We start from the raw sequence: 19,477 nt of genomic DNA, 5'->3' as shown, positions 1-19,477 counted from the left end.
TTCGTTACTCTTATTTGGTTTATTTTTTAATCAATGATGTTAATTGTGGTCTAAAGCGGTTATGTTTCACCACTCGGATCTGTTCACGCATCACTTTTAAGCTGTTTGGCTGGACATTCACGACCAACGCAGAAACTGCATCCACATTCTTTTTCATCACTTTACCCCAGCCATCTACGGCAAGAGTATGTCCCCATGTACGACGCGTACCATGCACCCCAACTTGCGCTGGCGCTAAAACATAGCACTGGTTTTCAATCGCACGGGCTCTTAACAGTGGCTCCCAGTGAGCTTGTCCAGTATAACGAGTAAACGCCGCAGGAACGGAAATAATCTCTGCGCCGTGTTCACGTAATGCTTGGAATAAGCCTGGGAAACGTAAATCATAACAAATGGTCAACCCTAAGCGGCCTACTGGCGTATCAACCACAGTCAGGTGCTCACCACGTTGATAAATAACCGATTCGTTATACTCGCCTTGTTCATCTTCGATGTTCACATCGAACATATGAATTTTATCGTAACGCGCAGTAATATTCCCTTTGGCATCAAACAGTAAGCTACTGCTGGTAATACGTTCGGGATCTTCACGGCTAATCAATGGCATTGAACCAATCAGGATCCATACATTGTAACGGATAGCCATCCCACGGATAGCGTCTTGTAATGGGCCATGACCTTCTGCTTCAGCCTGTTTACGATAGGCTGCAGCATCAGCAAATAGCAATGCATTTTCAGGAGTAAGAACTAACTGCACGGTATCAGGCAACTGTTTAATTTGCTGCTCTATCTGTGCCAAGTTGTGTTTTGTATTCTTACCACTACATAACTGCAAAAGTGCAACATTACCCGTTTTCATTACTCTTGAGTCTCCTTAAGCTGACGTAGTACTTCATCAATTTTAGGTTCATCCAGGCTACCGCTTACGCGATAGCGAATAACCGAAATTTTACTCCACAACGGACCAAGGACTTTCGATGCCGCAAATACTGCCGCGCCCGCAAACGGGTTAATCACAAATGCGGTGGCTACACCTACTGTAGCAGAAATTTCAGGGGTAATGACCGCTTCCGCATTAATTTGACGCTTAACAAGGTCAATATTACCATTCAAGGCAATATCCGCGACTAATCCATCAATATAAAGATCCTTCGAGGTTAGAATACCTTGATTGATGACCGCATTGCCTTTAATCGAATCAAAGTTAAAGTCATTACTGAACGTATCCCGGAAATCTAATTGAAGTTTGCGCAATAATGCATCAAAACTGACTAAACGTAGTAACTGTCCAGCTCGACCGCCCCCCATATGAGCAATCGCGCCTTTCCCTAATTTCGCTGACATTTTCCCATTCAGTGTGGCAACCTCAGGTTCCCAAGGAACCTGTGCCCAATTTAGATCAAATTCAATCGAATATGGGGAGTCGATAATCGGCACCAAGACACCAAAATAAGCTGCTGTTTCATCGAACGCCTCGCCGGTAAGCGAGCCTGCAATCTCAGTCTTATTACCATCATTACTGCGCCATAGAGCATCCAGCTTTAACTCACTGGCACTGTTTTTCAGTGAACCCGCGGTTAATTTTAAAGTGTGCTGCCCTTGAGGTGTAATTTTCGCCGTGATTTCTCCCAACTTTTGTCCACTCACCCAACACTCGGCGCAATGGATATTCACTTTAGGCCACTGGCTAAAGTCGAACACTTCCGACGGAGAGGTCTTTTCACTTGAAGCCAGCGAGCCTTCAGGATTGTAATACAAATACTCAATATTCAACGCCCATGGCTGCTGCTTCCAAATCTGTAGCTGTCCTTTTAGGTTTGCGCTTTCTACGTTGATTTGTTGTTCATCACGGTATAAATCGTAAGAGAAGCTCAAATCTTTCCAACGCTGTCCCGCCAAATAAACGGATGGCGCTTTAACTTCAAGGGTATCTGGGTAGCCAATTTGCCCCACATGCTCACTGGCTGAAGACGATAAAAAGCCACTCGCTAATTTCTCCCAATTGACATCTTCTACGGCAGGTAAATCCACCAAGATGGTCGAGCCGTTTGGTAATGCCGGAACCTGATTATTCCATGGGGCAATGTGCGCTTTTTGTAGTTTCAATGGCGAGCTGGTAAGCGACCACTGAGAGTTAAAACCAAGGCGTTGACCAATATCACCACCTACCGTTAATTGCTCCGTCGTGCCTTTGGCTTGAACGTTCATTTTACCAAGCTGTTGCAGTAGTTCGGTGTTCAGCGCAGGTAACTGACTTTTTAGCTTATTTAACCCCGCCGTAATCTCAATCTGTAAGCCTGTCGCTTGTTTAGATGATTCTGGTAACGTGATATGAATTTGGCTTTTCCAATCACTCACGCCAGAGACTTTCCCTTTGATATCACTTGGCAACATAGGAACTTTATTCAGTTCCCAATTTCCGCCAAGGTTAATATCCACCAAATAATCTTTCGGGCGCGTTGATGTCGTGAAATCCAAAGAAACTGGCTGCTCTAACCATTGTCCCGTGATGTTATCGCTGACTAAATCCCCATTGGTAAACTTGAAGCTTCCTGTCAATCCGTGCAATGTGCTATCGATTGGGCGTACAAACACATCATTTTTATTAAGATTAACTTGCCCTTTCGCGACAACGTCTTTTCCAGCCGATAATGGAATAGCAAGATTAAGCTTACCTGTTACGGTACCATCGATTTGTAGCTCATCCAGCGTGTCGCCAAGGGAATGTTTGAGTGGTGTATGGGTGAAATATTGTTGGATCTGTTTGCCCGTTCCACTCACTCCCGCATCGATATATAACATTTCATCGAAGTAATCATGGATCACCGCATCGAGATTTTCTGCCGTTGCATCCCCTAATTTCACCGAGTCCGTATGCATCGCTAAACTTGCACGGCTAAAGTCTAAATCGAGGTTTAAATCCAATAATGCAGGCCATTGGTCATCGTATTCGAATGTACCATCACGCAGCGGCACATACACTTGGAACTGCCCATCATTTTTATAGTAAGGGTAATGAGCGGGGTCACCTTTATATACCAACGTCGCATTTTCTACATGTCCGGCAATAATCGCTTTGGTCAGATAATCAGCGAGCTCCTGCCCCATCAGCTTTTGCGGGAAATAGCGCCAAGCTTCTCCTGCATCATCGGTACTGATCCCCGCGAGAATGGCCAAATCGGCAATATCATGCTGTTTCGCTTTTGCATAGCTAAAGTCACCATTGGCTTTGACGGCCTTAGCTTGCAAATTCATACCGGAACTCCACAATTTGAATTCGCTGCTGTTATTGATCCAGTTTAATTTGCCGCTGGCGTTACTAATTTCAAACGGAGCTTTAAATTCATCGCGATAATCCACGATACTATCTTTAAGCGAAAATGAGAGAATGCCTTGTTGAGCTCCGCCAATAAGTACCCCGGAGAAATGGTTTACAGAAGGAAGTTCTTTCCATTTTTTCCAGCTAACATCCTGCCAATCCATACTGATTTGCGTATGGTCTTCAGTGTCTTGCGTTAGGTCGAGGGCAAATTCCGAGACTAATCCCGTCGGCTGACGATGCTGCCAATCTTGCACTAATTCTGGCGTAATAAACGAGAATGTCGGCAACACTTCACTTAAACGTTCTAGCTCAATATTTTTAGCACGAATGCGCCAGTGATCTTTATTTTGATATTTTGCTGATGAAGGCAAATACAGAACGGAGACACTCCCTTGCGGCCAAATGTATTCATTGGTTTTCAGGGTATCTAGCTCAGGAATATTAAACAGCCAACCGTTGCCTTGGCGCTTCATTCGCACCAGTAAATCATTCACTTGAAGATTTTGCGTGAGAGGCTCTTCCCCCCAGTTCGCCTCACCTTGGCGTAGCTGGATCAGACCATTATCTATACGATTATTCTTGAGGGTGATCCACGATGATAAACTGAAGTTGGCGTCCCGTAGCCCCGTATTATCGCGTAGCCACTTGCTGAGCCAAGGCTGCATATCAATGTTATCGGCCTGCAAATAGAACATGCCGTCACTGAGTACGCCATTTTTATCCGACACATCCAGCTTCACTTGCAGATAACTATTTTGCTTATTTAGTGTTTCAAGGCTAACGAAACCTTGGGCGCGGTGACGGGCATCTTGGTTAAGCCATGAAAGTTCTGGTAGCAGTAACGTCATCTTTTGATCTGATGGCGTCAAAAATGTCACTTGGCTATCTTTTAAAATAAAATGGTCAAACTGCCTTAAAAACAGGTCATCCACGCCATCATAGTTCGTAGTTTCATCTTCCGTCCCATCAAAACTAAGCGGGACTTTATAATCCACATTCAGTTGATAAAACGTCAAATCACGAAAACGCCAACGCAAAGATAATAGCGAATTCCAAATATCTAATTCGATGGTGACTTTGTTGACTTGTATATCGGTGGTTGGGTTTTTGATAGCAACATCGGAAATGATAAGCTCGGGGCCATAATAGCGCCAAGCTCCTTCAATCTGACCAATATCCAGTGAGATATCACTGTGACTTTCAGCGTAAGTGATAATTTCTTGGCGATAATTATCGATATTGGGTAATAGAAAACGCAAACTGGTGAGTACCAACGCACACAGCAACAATACGGCAGCGGTTGTCACGAGTACGATACGTGGCAGTCGTTTCACCAGTTTCTCCTTCAAGCAGAATGCTACATCATGACAACATCAAAGCGTTCTTGGCTATATAACGGCTCAATCTGCACTTTAACTTGTTTCCCTACAAAGATTTCAACTTCCGCTAATGCGTGAGATTCATCCCCGGTTAACACATCCACTACCGCTTTTGATGCGTAAACTAAGAATCTATCAGCATCGATTGTGCGGTGAACTCTCACGATTTCACGCAAAATTTCATAGCACACGGTTTCAACTGATTTCACCGTACCACGACCTTGGCAAGTTGGGCAGGTATCACACAGCACATGCTCCAGACTTTCACGGGTTCTTTTACGTGTCATCTCAACTAATCCTAGTTGAGAGAACCCATTAATGGTGGTTTTTACCTTATCTTTACTTAAAGCTTGTTCAAGTGAGGCTAACACACGGCGGCGATGTTCAACATCAGACATATCGATAAAGTCGATGATAATAATACCACCGAGGTTTCTTAAGCGTAATTGGCGCGCAATGGCTTGGGTAGCTTCAACGTTGGTATTAAAGATAGTTTCTTCTAAATTACGGTGACCAACAAATGCGCCCGTGTTGATATCGATGGTGGTCATCGCTTCAGTTTGGTCGATGATCAGATACCCGCCCGACTTCAATTCAACCTTTCTGTCCATCGCACGTTGAATTTCATTTTCCACATCGAACAAGTCAAAAATAGGTTGATTGCCTTGGTAAAGCTCAAGCTTCGCCGTCATTTCCGGCACATATTCCGCAATAAACTCTTCCAACTGCGTGTAGGTTAAACGAGAATCCACACGAATACGGTCGAGGGATGCGCCTGCAAAATCGCGAATAATGCGGTATGCCAGTGAAAGCTCACCGTAAATTTTAGTGCGCGTGACATTACGTTTTTTTCGTTCAATCACTTTCGCCCATAAGCGTTTTAAAAATGCGGCATCTTGTTTGACGTCATCTTCAGCCACACCTTCTGCGGCAGTACGAATGATAAACCCGCCATTTTCATCGCAATATTGTGCGACGCACTCTTTTAAACGCTCTCTTTCTTCTTCACTATCAATACGCTGAGACACGCCAACATGGGAAGCCCCCGGCATGAAAACCAAGTAACGAGAAGGCAGTGTAATGTCTGTGGTGAGCCTTGCGCCTTTGGTGCCGAGTGGGTCTTTAACCACTTGGACAATTAAATCTTGCCCTTGCTTTACCAACTCAGCGATATCTCTGACATGAAAGTTTTTCTGCTCATCACCTGCAATGCATTCAGTGTGAGGCATAATGTCTGAGGCGTGTAAAAAGGCTGCTTTGTCCAGACCAATATCAACAAAGGCCGCCTGCATACCGGGTAAAACGCGGCTCACACGACCTTTGTAGATATTCCCTACTAGCCCTCTTTTCGCCTCTCTTTCAACGTGTATTTCTTGTAAGATCCCACCATCAATATAAGCTACGCGCGTTTCAGATGGTGTTACGTTTACTAATAGTTCCGTAGTCATGAATTCCCCTTCCCATCACCTAACGCTAAAAATCGTTGTATTAATTCTTCTGTTTCGACCAATGGTAAGCCCACCACGGCATGATAGCTGCCATTAATGCGTCGAATAAAACGTCCACCGAGGCCTTGGATACCGTAAGCACCGGCTTTATCCATTGGCTCGCCAGATTGTATATAATCCTGTATTTCTAGCAAAGATAACTCGCGGAATGTCACATCTGTCGTAATCAATGAGGTTAACGTCTCATGGGAGTTTGATACGGCAATGGCGGTCATTACCTGATGTGTTTTACCGGAAAGGTCACTGAGGATTTGCTGAGCATGGGCAGCATCTCGCGGTTTTTCTAATATTTTACCGTCAAGAACCACAATAGTGTCTGCGCCCAAAACAGGATGATCCGCAGGGGCGATTGCCACGCCCGCACGGGATTTATCTCGCGCTAAACGTTGGACATAAGCCTGAGGCGATTCCCCTTCTTGCCATTTTTCTTCCACTTCGGGACGCAAGATTTCAAAGGAATAACCTAGGAGTTGGACTAATTCACGTCGTCTCGGTGAACCTGATGCAAGATAAATTAAGCTCATAAATTGTCATTCCAGTTATCATCAACGGCCACAATCTTAACATACTGAAAATTGACGGCGAATTTTTCGTAACAGTAAAAATAACCATGGCCACAGAATACCATTCACCAAACTATTCCAGAATACTTGCGGGTGGAATAAGACTTGTGATGAAAGAAATTCACCCCAGAATACGGCAAGGTCTTGCACCACCGTTAATGCAACAATAATCAAAGCTTGCTGCCACAGTGCCATGTTACGTAAAAGCTGATGCTTGTATGCCACGAGATAACAAATGATGCTGAAGGAGAGCGCATGTACGCCCAGCGCTGATCCTTGAATAGAATCGACAATAATTCCTAAGATAAAGCTAGTGCCCACACTGACGCGATGCGGTAATGCCATTACCCAGTATATTAAAATCAACAGTAACCATGATGGTCGGTAAAATGCCAATTGTTCAGGCCAAGGCATTACCTGCAAAATCAGTGCTATAAAAAAAGATAGCCAGATAATGATGCGCCCATTGCCGCGATACTCATCCATTATGATTTCCTCTCCATCCTTTCATCATACCGTTTCCCTCACTCTATCTTATGGTTGAGGTTGAGGTTGAGGCTGTACAGGTTGCATGGACGGCGGTAATGGTGGTCCTTGAATTTCGCTCGGCGTTGGTAACACCTGCGGCAACACTTTCATTAAACGCTCATTTGCAGCACGGTAAACATCGGATGGCTGTAATGGGGTTTTCGGATCATTTTCATTGCCCCACAGCAGGAGTAAATAACGTAGACGTTGTAACTCAGCGCTTGGTCTTGCAGAAATAATGGTATAGGCACGTTGAGTATCATGCTTCACCGCTGAAACAACCGCGACAGGATACCCTTCAGGGAATCGTCCACCTAACCCCGAAGTCACTAACACATCACCAACACGAATATCCGTATTTCCAGGAAGTGGTTCTAATTGCAGGTCATCAGCACAACCTGAACCCGCAGCAATAACACGGATATCATTACGCAAGACTTGCACAGGCAATGCATGGGCAGTATCGCAAATTAATAAAACGCGGCTATTAAAATTACTGGTACCAATGACCTGACCTACCACGCCTTTATCACTGATAACTGGCTGACCTTCATAAACACCGTCATTACTGCCTTTATTTATTACGACTTGGTCGCGATAAGGCGTGTTCGCACCTGAAATGACTTGTGTCACCATCATGTGTTCATCTTGGCGTAATGGGGAACCTAACAGTTCGCGTAAGCGGGCATTTTCTTGTTTGAGTTGCTCAAGCAGCAAGTTATCCGCTTTTTTTAATAATAACTCTTGGCGCAGGGCTTTATTCTCAAACTGGAGTTGATCCCGCGTTGAAAGGGTGTCAGAGATATTATCGAGGAATTGACGTGGCCCGTTAGCTAAAAAATAGAATGGGCTAACCGCCGTGTCTAAATAATTACGGATTTTATTGAAAGGCTCAAATCGATGGTCAATCACCACCAGCACCAATGCAATTATCACTGCAATAAAAATGCGTAACTGTAGGGAAGGACCTCGCCTAAAAATTGGCTTCATGTATGGCTAAGTTTCGCTAATGGTCGGAGAATAAAAAAATAGTCAAAGCAACTGGAGCTAAAAAACTCCAGTTGCTTATGGCGTGATTTAGTCTTCGCTAAACAGGTCACCGCCGTGCATATCAATCATCTCTAACGCTTTACCGCCGCCACGAGCAACGCAAGTTAAAGGATCTTCAGCAACGATGACCGGAATGCCAGTCTCTTCCATTAATAAACGATCTAAATTACGCAGAAGAGCACCACCACCCGTTAATACCATACCGCGCTCTGAGATATCAGACGCTAATTCTGGTGGGCACTGTTCTAACGCTAACATTACCGCACTCACGATACCGGTCAGTGGCTCTTGTAATGCTTCTAAAATTTCGTTGGAGTTCATTTTGAATCCGCGAGGCACACCTTCAGCCAAGTTACGACCGCGAACTTCAATTTCATAAACTTCATCTGTTGGGAAAGCAGAGCCGATACCATGCTTAATGCGCTCAGCCGTTGCTTCACCAATTAAGGAACCATAATTACGGCGTACATAGTTGATAATTGACTCGTCAAAACGGTCACCACCAATGCGTACAGAAGAAGAGTAAACAACACCGTTCAGGGAGATAACTGCGACTTCAGTGGTACCACCACCGATATCGACAACCATCGAACCTGTTGCTTCAGAGACAGGTAAACCAGCACCGATTGCCGCTGCCATTGGCTCTTCAATTAAGAAAACTTCGCGGGCACCTGCACTTAATGCAGATTCACGGATAGCTTTACGTTCAACTTGAGTTGCACCAACAGGCACACAGACTAAAACACGAGGGCTTGGACGCAGGAAGCTGTTGCTATGAACTTGCTTGATAAAGTGTTGTAACATTTTTTCAGTTAAGAAAAAGTCTGCAATCACACCATCTTTCATTGGTCGAATTGCAGAAATGTTACCCGGTGTACGCCCCAGCATCTGTTTCGCTTCACCACCAACCGCTGCCACGCTTTTTGGCGAGCCTGCGCGATCCTGACGAATTGCAACTACAGAGGGTTCATTTAATTTGACGCCTTGTCCTTTGACATAAATGAGGGTATTGGCCGTACCCAAGTCAATTGACAGGTCATTAGAAAACATGCCACGAAATTTTTTAAACATAACGAAAGGATTATCCTGCAAGCTGGGGACGAATAAAAACCCGTCTACTCTACCAACCACTTGAAGCTGCCTCAAGGCGTAAATCAATCACTTCATAAATATGGTTAATTCATCTATTTTCACATACTAAAATCGTACATGCTTCTATAACAAAACGAAGCAGATAAAAACCTCGAAAATTGCCCTTAATTCATATGCATCGAAAATAACCCATCATTCGCGCACAATAAACAGACAACCTCTGGTTGTTATATACTCCATCTTTGCGTTCTTCCCAGTGTGACAAGCGATTATGTCTACAAGTTCAAATAAATTTTTTATATTTTAATTATTGCTATACATCTAGCTTTTTAACAACAAAATAAGTGAACTTAAATTTCGCTGATTCTATTATCAACTTTAAATTAAGCCATAACCATGTCGATACGCTGATGTATTCGTCAGAGTAGGACATTTTGCATGATAAAAGCCTAGTTATGCCAGAAAAAAATGCATTTTTACAAATTAATTACATAAGTAATAGTGTGAATACCATTCTGACGTCAATGAAAACGATTTTACCTGTGTGTAAATTAAAAAAAACACTTATTTAATCATAAAATTAGGGGTGGATCATGAAAGCGCTCGTTTTACAGCAACAAGACGATAAAATCGTCCCAGAAATCCTCAATGTACCTACTGAGTCATTACCCGCTGGCGATGTCATCGTCGATATTCATTGGTCGACAATTAACTATAAAGATGCGCTAGCTATTAATGGAAAAGCAGGCGTTGTCCGTCAATATCCAATGGTGCCCGGAATTGACTTCTCAGGCATTGTTCATCACAGTGAAGATCCCCGCTTTCATATTGGCCAACACGTACTATTAACAGGATGGGGAGTTGGCGAAACACATTGGGGTGGACTCGCCACACAAGCAAAAGTCCCCGCAGATTATTTAACCCCTCTTCCTGAAGCATTATCACTGAAGCATGCCATGACCATCGGCACCGCAGGATTTACCGCCATGTTATGCGTAAATGCCCTTGAAGATGCAGGGATCACCCCTGAAAGTGGCGAAATTGTAGTAAGTGGTGCCAGTGGCGGTGTCGGTAGTGTCGCCACCCGATTACTTTCTTTATTAGGCTATCACGTTGTGGCGATTTCAGGTCGCGCAGAAAATCACGATTATTTACTGAAAATTGGCGCGAAAAGCGTGCTACCTCGCAGCGAGTTTACTCATCCAGCCAAACCGCTTGATAAACAACGCTGGGCTGGCGCTATCGACACTGTTGGTGGTGACGTACTAGCCAATATCTTGGCGCAAGTGAATTATAATGGTGCGGTTGCGGCCTGCGGACTGGCTGGCGGGTTCTCACTGCCAACAACCGTCATGCCATTTATTTTGCGTAATATCCGTCTGCAAGGGGTCGATTCCGTTTACTATCCTTCGGCAAAACGCCCAAAAGTGTGGGAACGCTTAGCGCAACTCTTACCTGATGCGTTTTATGAGCAAGTTAGCTGCGAAATTTCATTAGAAGAGTGTGTAGATCACGCAAAAAAACTCTTAAAAAACGAAGTCACTGGGCGTACCCTAGTAAATCTTCAAAATTAAATCATCAACACACGTAATTGTGTCGCCACAATGTGGGTTACGGCACAATTTATAAAATAAATTCGGGTAATTTCTCTGATAAGACCAGTATTTTGCTGCTATATGCAACGAAATAATTATAATGCTCTTCCTTGTCAGTGGAAAATCTATTTATTTTTATGATAAAAGATGACAAACCGTCGACATCGCGTTATGTTGTCGGATTATTGACATATCGTCGGAGTTAGCAACACAATGACAGAAGATACTCATATTTTGCTCCTTAACGGCCCGAACTTAAATATGCTGGGTTCCAGAGAACCTGAGAAATATGGGGCTCGACCGCTTTCTGAAATTGTATCGAACCTGATGCAAGAAGCAGAAAAATTAGGGGTGAAACTGAGCCATTTTCAGTCAAATGCAGAGCATGAACTTATCGATAGAATTCATGCAGCACAAGGTAATGTTGATTACATAATAATCAACCCGGCCGCATTCACGCATACAAGTGTTGCTCTGCGTGATGCGCTATTAGCAGTTTGTATCCCATTTATCGAGATCCATCTGTCTAATATTTATGCTAGAGAACCCTTTCGTCATCACTCCTATTTCTCCGATATGTCTAATGGAGTTATTTGTGGTCTTGGCGCAGATGGTTACAGTTTTGCATTACAAGCCGCGGTTAACCGTGTGCGACTAATTAATTCAATCCAAATATAAGAGTACGGAATCATATCCATGGATATTCGTAAAATTAAAAAGCTGATCGAGCTTGTTGAAGAGTCTGGCATTTCTGAACTGGAAATTTCTGAAGGTGAAGAGTCAGTACGTATCAGTCGTGTATCACCAGCATCTCAAATGATGGCTGCACCTCAACAGTTCTACTCAGCACCAGTTGCTCAACAACCTGCATTAGCTAACGCGGTTGCTCCAGCACAAGAAGCAGCGGCTCCAGCAGCACCTGCGGCAGTTTCTGGTCACCAAGTTCGCTCACCAATGGTTGGTACTTTCTACCGCTCACCAAGCCCAGAAGCAAAACCATTCGTTGAAGTTGGTCAAACAGTCAAAGTTGGCGATCCTCTTTGCATCGTTGAAGCGATGAAAATGATGAACCAAATCGAAGCAGATAAAGCTGGTGTTGTTAAAGCTATTTTGTTGCAAAACGGTGATGCAATAGAATTTGACGAGCCATTAGTTGTCATCGAATAACGAGGCGTTTCCATGCTGGAAAAAATTGTTATCGCAAACCGTGGAGAAATTGCACTGCGTATTCTGCGTGCATGTAAAGAACTCGGCATCAAAACTGTTGCGGTTCACTCCACGGCAGATAGAGATTTAAAACACGTATTGCTGGCAGACGAAACTATTTGTATTGGTCCAGCCGCATCGGCAAAAAGCTACTTGAATATCCCTGCAATCATTGCCGCTGCTGAAATTTCAGGCGCACAGGCGATTCACCCAGGATACGGTTTCCTGTCTGAAAACGCTGACTTTGCAGAGCAAGTAGAACAATCAGGCTTCATTTTTATCGGCCCAAAAGCTGAAACCATCCGCCTAATGGGCGACAAGGTTTCTGCGATTAGCGCGATGAAAAAAGCAGGCGTTCCTTGTGTACCGGGTTCTGACGGTCCACTGGGTAACGACACTGAAAAGAACAAAGCAATTGCTAAACGCATCGGCTTCCCAGTCATCATCAAAGCATCTGGTGGTGGTGGTGGTCGTGGTATGCGTGTGGTTCGTAATGAGAAAGATTTAGAATCTTCCATTAACCTGACCCGTGCAGAAGCAAAAGCCGCATTCAACAACGACATGGTTTACATGGAGAAATTCCTTGAAAACCCACGTCACGTTGAAATCCAAGTGATGGCAGATGGTCAAGGTCATGCTGTTTATTTAGCTGAACGTGACTGTTCAATGCAGCGCCGCCACCAAAAAGTGGTTGAAGAAGCACCAGCACCAGGGATCACCCCAGAAATTCGCCGTAATATCGGTGAACGCTGTGCGAAAGCCTGTATCGAAATCGGCTATCGTGGCGCAGGTACTTTTGAGTTCTTATTTGAAAACGGCGAATTCTATTTCATCGAAATGAACACCCGTATTCAGGTTGAGCACCCAGTGACCGAAATGATCACCGGCGTTGACTTAATCAAAGAACAGCTGCGTGTAGCTTCTGGTTTACCATTATCTGTGACTCAGGATCAGATCAATGTTCACGGTCATGCGATTGAGTGTCGTATCAACGCAGAAGACCCGCACACATTCCTGCCTAGCCCAGGTAAAATCACTCGTTTCCACTCTCCGGGTGGCTTCGGTGTTCGTTGGGAATCTCATATTTACGCAGGCTACTCTGTTCCTCCGTTCTATGACTCAATGATTGGTAAATTAATCACTTACGGTGAAACTCGTGAAATCGCGATTGCTCGTATGAAGAACGCGCTGAACGAACTGATCATCGATGGGATTAAAACCAACATCGAATTACAACAGATGATCATGAATGATGAAAACTTTGCCAAAGGTGGAACCAACATCCACTATTTGGAGAAAAAACTCGGTATTCAAGAATAATCCCCTGAATAATCGACATTTTCGTCATTAAAAACAAATACCGGAAAGTCAATTTCCGGTATTTTTTTGCCTATAAATGGCGGGATTATCGGTTTTATTACGCTATTTTTCACACTCCCCCTTCAGATTGTCGTACAATCCCCGATTATTTTTGTCAACATGAGGAGGAAAAGCGGATGGACAAACGTTTTCTTCAATCAAACAGGGAAGCTCGTTGGGCGCTATATCTGACTATTGCCTACATGATAGGTTGGGTACTTTGTGCTTATCTACCCAGTAACACACTTGGTGTTACCGGATTACCGTTATGGTTTGAATGGTCATGTCTGATTCTCCCTATCATCTTTATTTTGCTATGCATCATGATGGTTAAACTCGTATTCAAAGATATCTCGTTGGAGGAGAAAGATGCAGACTGAAGTTCTTCTGCCCTTAATCGGCTATCTGCTCCTCGTTTTTCTCCTTTCGCTCTACGCTTATAAAAAACGCACGAAAGGCGAATTTCTTAATGAGTATTTTCTAGGTAATCGCTCGATGGGCGGCTTTGTTTTAGCCATGACCATCACCGCAACCTACATCAGCGCCAGCTCCTTCATCGGTGGTCCCGGTGCCGCCTACAAATACGGGTTAGGCTGGGTACTCCTCGCCATGATCCAACTGCCTGCGATCTGGCTCTCCTTAGGCGTACTTGGCAAAAAATTTGCCATCTTAGCTCGCCGCTACAATGCAGTTACCCTTAACGACATGCTCTACGCCCGTTACCAAAGCCGTTTTCTCGTTTGGTTTGCTAGCGTAAGTTTATTAGTGGCTTTCTTTGGGGCAATGACGGTGCAGTTTATCGGTGGCGCGCGACTACTCGAAACGGCGGCCGGCATTCCTTATACCTACGGATTAATAATTTTTGGCGTCTCTATCGCGCTGTATACCGCGATTGGAGGCTTCCGAGCCAGTGTTCTTAACGATGCCTTACAAGGGCTGGTTATGTTGCTTGGCACCGTTATTTTGCTCGTTGCAATTATTTACCATGCAGGTGGTTTACCAGCCGCTGTAGAAAAAATGCACGCCATCGACCCGAAATTAGTCTCCCCTGAAGGTGCGAACGATATCCTAAGCGGGCCATTTATGGCCTCATTCTGGGTGTTAGTCTGTTTTGGGGTTATCGGATTACCGCATACCGCAGTGCGTTGTATTTCCTACAAAGACAGCAAAGCCGTCCATAAAGGTATTATTCTCGGTACCATTGTGATGGCAATCTTGATGTTTGGTATGCACTTCGCGGGCGCCTTAGGTCGTGCCATACTGCCGGATTTAACCATTCCAGACCAAGTGATCCCAACCTTGATGGTTCAGGTTCTTCCGCCATTTGCCGCGGGGATTTTCCTAGCAGCACCAATGGCCGCAATTATGTCCACCATTAACGCCCAGTTACTACAATCTTCGGCGACGATCGTGAAAGATATCTACCTTAACGCCGCACCTGAACAAATTAAAAATGAGAAAAAACTGGCGCGCATTTCCAGCTTCTCAACGTTAATTTTAGGCGCGCTATTATTGATTGCTGCGTGGAACCCTCCACAAATGATTATCTGGCTGAATTTATTAGCTTTTGGTGGATTAGAAGCGGTATTCCTGTGGCCACTGGTTCTCGGATTATATTGGGAAAAAGCCAACGGCACTGGCGCCCTGAGTGGCATGATTGTTGGCGGTGTTTGCTACGCCATCTTCGCCTCATTCAAAATTGAAATTATGGGCTTCCACGCTATTGTGCCATCACTAGTTCTGAGCTTAATTGCCTTTTTGATCGGTAACCTTTTTGGCAAAAATCCAGTACAATCGGCACCAAACGAACAGGTAACTAGCACTCATTGATTTTGGCTTTACCTCATGTAAATGAACAAATGCAATGTTCTCAATATTGACGTGAAACATAGCAAACCATTTTAGTGCTCTAAATAATTCACGTCATAGCTAGGCGGCAAACGAGCTAATCTCAAGGAGCATACACAAGTATGTGACTAGGGTTAGCGAGCGCAGCCAACAACACTATGGCGTGAAGAATGACGAGCATCCTAGAAGAGAAAAAACAATGCCTTGGATACAAATCAAACTAAACTCAAACGCCAAAGACGCAGAAGCCCTTGGCGATGAACTCATGGAAACAGGCTCCGTGTCCGTCACCTTCCAAGACAGCCATGATACCCCTGTTTTCGAGCCGCTTCCGGGAGAAACTCGCCTGTGGGGCGATACTGACGTTATTGGTCTGTATGACGCTGAAACCGATATGAAATGGGTGGTCGCTCAGTTAGAAAATAGCCCATTACTCGGCGCTGGCTTCGTTCATAAAATCGAACAAATCGAAGATAAAGATTGGGAACGTGAATGGATGGATAACTTCCACCCAATGCGCTTTGGCCAACGTTTATGGATCTGCCCTAGCTGGCGCGATGTGCCAGATCCTACCGCGGTTAACGTGATGCTAGATCCTGGCTTAGCATTCGGTACGGGAACCCATCCGACGACGTCATTATGCCTTGAATGGCTCGATGGATTGGATCTTGAAGGCAAGACGGTTATCGACTTTGGTTGCGGATCCGGGATCTTAGCTATCGCAGCATTAAAACTCGGTGCAGCGCAAGCGATCGGGATCGATATCGATCCACAAGCTATCCTCGCGAGCCGTGATAATGCAGAACGTAACGGCGTCTCAGAGCGTCTGTCGCTCTATTTACCCAAAGACCAACCTCAAGACCTTCAAGCCGATGTTGTGGTCGCTAACATCCTTGCAGGCCCACTGCGTGAGCTTGCTCCGATGATCAGTGTGCTGCCGCGTGCCGGTGGTCATTTAGGCTTATCTGGCGTATTAGCCAGCCAAGCTGAAAGTGTTGCTGATGCTTATCGTGCCGACTTCAATATTGACCCTGTTGCAGAGAAAGATGAGTGGTGCCGTATCACTGGTGTCAAGCATTTTTAATGGATTTGCGGTAAAAATCAAAGAATAATTTCTTTGAAATTAATTGCAGAATGGATTATCTTACAGCTCAAATATTGCTCAATAGCTGATGATAATCTGTTCTGCTCGAGAAGTGAGTCTTGGATATTCAAAGTAATCGTTATTTTTAGCGCTTGTTGTTAAAAAACACCTAACAACTTGTTAAATAACACTAATTTTATTATTTTCGAAAAAGCAAGATAAAAAAGTTAGTGATAAATAACCGTTTGCTCAAAGTTTGTCCTTTCATATCTCGTAAAAAATGCGTAATATACGCGCCCTTGCAGTCACAGTATGGCCCCCATTTAGTTATGCGAATCGGACAATATCAGTTGAGAAACTGTCTTATTGCTGCCCCCATGGCAGGCATCACAGATAAACCGTTTAGGTCCCTGTGTTATGCGATGGGTGCTGGAATGACGGTATCGGAGATGCTTTCTTCTAACCCACAAGTTTGGAAGACAGATAAATCGAGACTCAGGATGGTTCACCGCGATGAACTCGGGGTACGTTCCGTTCAAATAGCTGGCAATGATCCCGATGAAATGGCCGCAGCAGCTCAAATTAACGTTGAGAGCGGCGCTCAAATCATTGATATCAATATGGGCTGCCCAGCTAAAAAAGTGAATCGTAAGCTTGCAGGCTCAGCCTTACTGCGTTATCCGGAGATTGTAAAATCAATCCTGGAAACCGTTGTAAACGCTGTGGATGTGCCAGTCACACTGAAAATCCGCACAGGCTGGTCACCTGAAGAGCGTAACTGCATAGAGATTGCCCAATTGGCCGAAGATTGTGGTATTCAAGCCCTGACCATTCATGGCAGAACCAGAGCCTGTCTGTTCAACGGCGAAGCTGAATATGACAACATTCGGGCAGTTAAGCAGACTGTTTCCATTCCGGTTATTGCCAATGGCGACATTACTGACCCGCTAAAAGCCAGGGCTGTTTTAGACTACACAGGGGCGGATGCCTTGATGGTAGGACGAGCAGCTCAGGGAAGACCTTGGATCTTTCGGGAAATCCAACATTATCTGGACACAGGTGAAATATTGCCACCGATGCCTATGGCAGACGTGAAAAGCATTATGTTAGGGCATGTACGGGAACTGCACGACTTTTATGGTCAAGGCAAGGGAGCCCGTATAGCGCGCAAACATGTTTCTTGGTACTTACAAGAACATGCACCTGATGACCAGTTTCGGCGCTCCTTCAACGCCATTGAGGATGCCAGCGAACAGCTGGAGGTGTTGGAAGCATTTTTTGAAAATTTTTGCGTAAATAAAAGATAAGAGCTGACAGAACTATGTTCGAACAACGCGTAAATTCTGACGTACTAACCGTTGCAACTGTAAATTCACAAGATCAAGTAACTCAAAAACCGTTACGTGACTCAGTTAAGCAAGCACTGAAGAACTATTTTGCTCAATTAAATAATCAAGATGTTAACGATTTATATGAGCTGGTATTGGCTGAGGTAGAACAGCCTTTGTTGGACATGGTTATGCAATATACCCGTGGAAATCAGACCCGTGCAGCCCTGATGATGGGTATCAACCGCGGAACTCTGCGTAAGAAACTGAAAAAATACGGCATGAACTAATCCTAGTCGGTTAATGCAGTGTTTTTAGAAGCCCTTTCTGATTTTAGAAAGGGCTTTTTTGTTCTCATCGATTTGCACATCTTGCTATACATTTCAATAATCACTCTTCTTTTTAATACAAAAATTATTGATTTAATAAATAAATCAGCCTCGTTTTAATCTGGCACTTTATTTATGAGCATCATCACAGTTCATAGAATCCTATTTTTTATCTCTTGCCATTTTTTATTTAGCTTTATAAATTCAAAAACCTTTTATTTCTCATCATTCGAAATTAACCATAAAATTTGAAAAGGATTTAAATGACAATGATTGATTTAAGAAGTGATACACTAACGAGGCTAAATAAAGAAGATTTAAATAATATAAATTATAATTATATTAGTGATGATTGTTACAATGAAGATATTTATGTCCAAAAATTAGAGTCCTATATATCTGAACTCTTTAATAAAGAAAGTGCCCTATTTATGCCATCGGGTACCATGAGTAATCAGATTGGCTTAAAAGTTTTATCCTCACTCGGTAATGAAGTGATTACCGAAGTCGGTTACCACATCTGTTTTTTCGAATCTTCACAAACCTCCGCACTGAGCGGATTAATCATTAATAATATTAAAACACGAAATGGTATTTTGACCGAAGACGAGGTTATCCAAGCCATCAACAGTAAAGCTCGTTGGTCCAATCTTTATGCCACCCCACAAGTGATCGCAATAGAAAGTAGCATCAGTACCTACGGAGGAATGGTATTCCCCCTCTTAGAAATAAAAAAGCTCAAAAAATTGTGTCTTGAGAGGGGCATGTCTCTATTTTTAGATGGTGCACGGGTACTCAATACTTGTATTTCTCTCAAACTTTCCCCAGAAGAATACGTCAAAGAGATTGACCTGCTTAATATCTGTCTCTCTAAAGGCATTGGCGCGCCATTTGGCTCCGTATTAGTGGGCAGTAAACACCACATAGAAAACGCTAAACGGTATCGAAAATGGTATGGTGGAGCGCTGCATCAATCGGGATTACTTGCTGCCATTGCGTTAAATAAATTAGAGCATTATGAGTCCCAGCTACGCACGGATCACCAAAATGCGGCTCATCTTGCCTCTATTGCTTCAACCTATTTTCAACTCGCTTACCCTGTTGAAACCAATATTGTCATGATAAAAACACCAGATGCCAGGCGTGTTGTCCAAGCGTTAAAAAACGATGGGATACTGGCTATCGCTTGGACAAGCGATATTGTGCGTTTTGTTACCAGCAGTAATATTACGGAAGCTATGATCAATCAACTTGCCCCTCTATTTAAAAAAATAAAAAATATTTAA

The 19,477-nt window shown here is 43.9% G+C and carries 17 protein-coding genes; 10 read left to right on the top strand and 7 right to left on the bottom strand.

What is annotated here, in order from left to right:
* Positions 1-19: 19 nt before the first annotated feature.
* The 7 genes from nit1 to PR799_RS10665 form a co-directional block, all read right to left on the bottom strand.
* The gene (gene nit1 / locus PR799_RS10695; RefSeq protein WP_272522027.1) at positions 20-859 is read right to left on the bottom strand and encodes a deaminated glutathione amidase; all 840 of its coding nucleotides are present in this window, start codon (positions 857-859) and stop codon (positions 20-22) included.
* Positions 859-4,656, bottom strand: coding sequence for an AsmA2 domain-containing protein YhdP (yhdP, locus tag PR799_RS10690; protein WP_272522026.1), 3,798 nt, complete (start codon positions 4,654-4,656; stop codon positions 859-861). The genes nit1 and yhdP overlap by 1 nt, the downstream gene beginning before the upstream one ends.
* 23 nt (positions 4,657-4,679) lie before the next feature.
* Positions 4,680-6,149: a ribonuclease G gene (gene rng, locus PR799_RS10685; protein WP_154603465.1), complete on the bottom strand. Its 1,470-nt coding sequence runs from the start codon at positions 6,147-6,149 to the stop codon at positions 4,680-4,682.
* Positions 6,146-6,733 (bottom strand): Maf family protein, encoded by a 588-nt coding sequence (locus PR799_RS10680; protein WP_154627751.1) that lies wholly within the window; start codon positions 6,731-6,733, stop codon positions 6,146-6,148. Before PR799_RS10680 ends, rng begins: the two co-directional genes overlap by 4 nt.
* Before the next feature lie 36 nt (positions 6,734-6,769).
* Complete coding sequence (gene mreD, locus PR799_RS10675) at positions 6,770-7,258, bottom strand: rod shape-determining protein MreD (protein WP_154603467.1); 489 nt, start codon at positions 7,256-7,258, stop codon at positions 6,770-6,772.
* A 48-nt stretch (positions 7,259-7,306) separates the two neighbouring features.
* Entirely contained in the window at positions 7,307-8,290 is a 984-nt protein-coding gene (gene mreC, locus PR799_RS10670; protein ID WP_272522024.1) for a rod shape-determining protein MreC, read from the bottom strand.
* An 87-nt stretch (positions 8,291-8,377) separates the two neighbouring features.
* Positions 8,378-9,421 carry a rod shape-determining protein gene (locus PR799_RS10665; RefSeq protein WP_006662897.1) on the bottom strand — a complete coding sequence of 348 codons (1,044 nt, stop codon included), beginning with the start codon at positions 9,419-9,421 and terminating at the stop codon, positions 8,378-8,380.
* Between the two features lie 614 nt (positions 9,422-10,035).
* Here PR799_RS10665 and acuI point away from each other — a divergent pair.
* The 10 genes from acuI (at position 10,036) to PR799_RS10615 (ending at position 19,477) form a co-directional block, all read left to right on the top strand.
* The gene (acuI, locus tag PR799_RS10660) at positions 10,036-11,016 is read left to right on the top strand and encodes an acrylyl-CoA reductase (NADPH) (RefSeq protein WP_272522023.1); all 981 of its coding nucleotides are present in this window, start codon (positions 10,036-10,038) and stop codon (positions 11,014-11,016) included.
* A gap of 234 nt (positions 11,017-11,250) precedes the next feature.
* Positions 11,251-11,715 carry a type II 3-dehydroquinate dehydratase gene (gene aroQ, locus PR799_RS10655; protein ID WP_154627754.1) on the top strand — a complete coding sequence of 155 codons (465 nt, stop codon included), beginning with the start codon at positions 11,251-11,253 and terminating at the stop codon, positions 11,713-11,715.
* Between the two features lie 18 nt (positions 11,716-11,733).
* The gene (gene accB, locus PR799_RS10650; RefSeq protein ID WP_006659070.1) at positions 11,734-12,204 is read left to right on the top strand and encodes an acetyl-CoA carboxylase biotin carboxyl carrier protein; all 471 of its coding nucleotides are present in this window, start codon (positions 11,734-11,736) and stop codon (positions 12,202-12,204) included.
* Between the two features lie 12 nt (positions 12,205-12,216).
* Positions 12,217-13,563 (top strand): acetyl-CoA carboxylase biotin carboxylase subunit, encoded by a 1,347-nt coding sequence (accC, locus tag PR799_RS10645; RefSeq protein WP_036956076.1) that lies wholly within the window; start codon positions 12,217-12,219, stop codon positions 13,561-13,563.
* A 176-nt stretch (positions 13,564-13,739) separates the two neighbouring features.
* On the top strand, positions 13,740-13,982 hold the full coding sequence (locus PR799_RS10640) for a DUF997 family protein (RefSeq protein WP_108478429.1): 243 nt from the start codon (positions 13,740-13,742) through the stop codon (positions 13,980-13,982).
* A complete protein-coding gene (panF, locus tag PR799_RS10635; protein ID WP_154627757.1) occupies positions 13,972-15,432 on the top strand; it encodes a sodium/pantothenate symporter in 1,461 nt (486 codons plus the stop codon). Before PR799_RS10640 ends, panF begins: the two co-directional genes overlap by 11 nt.
* A gap of 217 nt (positions 15,433-15,649) precedes the next feature.
* On the top strand, positions 15,650-16,534 hold the full coding sequence (gene prmA, locus PR799_RS10630) for a 50S ribosomal protein L11 methyltransferase (RefSeq protein ID WP_154627898.1): 885 nt from the start codon (positions 15,650-15,652) through the stop codon (positions 16,532-16,534).
* 329 nt (positions 16,535-16,863) lie between these two features.
* On the top strand, positions 16,864-17,841 hold the full coding sequence (dusB, locus tag PR799_RS10625) for a tRNA dihydrouridine synthase DusB (RefSeq protein WP_036956067.1): 978 nt from the start codon (positions 16,864-16,866) through the stop codon (positions 17,839-17,841).
* Between the two features lie 14 nt (positions 17,842-17,855).
* Entirely contained in the window at positions 17,856-18,152 is a 297-nt protein-coding gene (gene fis / locus PR799_RS10620; RefSeq protein WP_004258438.1) for a DNA-binding transcriptional regulator Fis, read from the top strand.
* A 302-nt stretch (positions 18,153-18,454) separates the two neighbouring features.
* Complete coding sequence (locus tag PR799_RS10615; protein WP_272522019.1) at positions 18,455-19,477, top strand: threonine aldolase family protein; 1,023 nt, start codon at positions 18,455-18,457, stop codon at positions 19,475-19,477.

It is taken from the genome of Providencia sp. PROV202, from assembly GCF_028479565.1.
GTDB lineage: Bacteria > Pseudomonadota > Gammaproteobacteria > Enterobacterales > Enterobacteriaceae > Providencia > Providencia zhijiangensis.
Note: the sequence above shows the minus strand (reverse complement) of the source record. Positions and strands in the feature narration are given on the sequence as shown.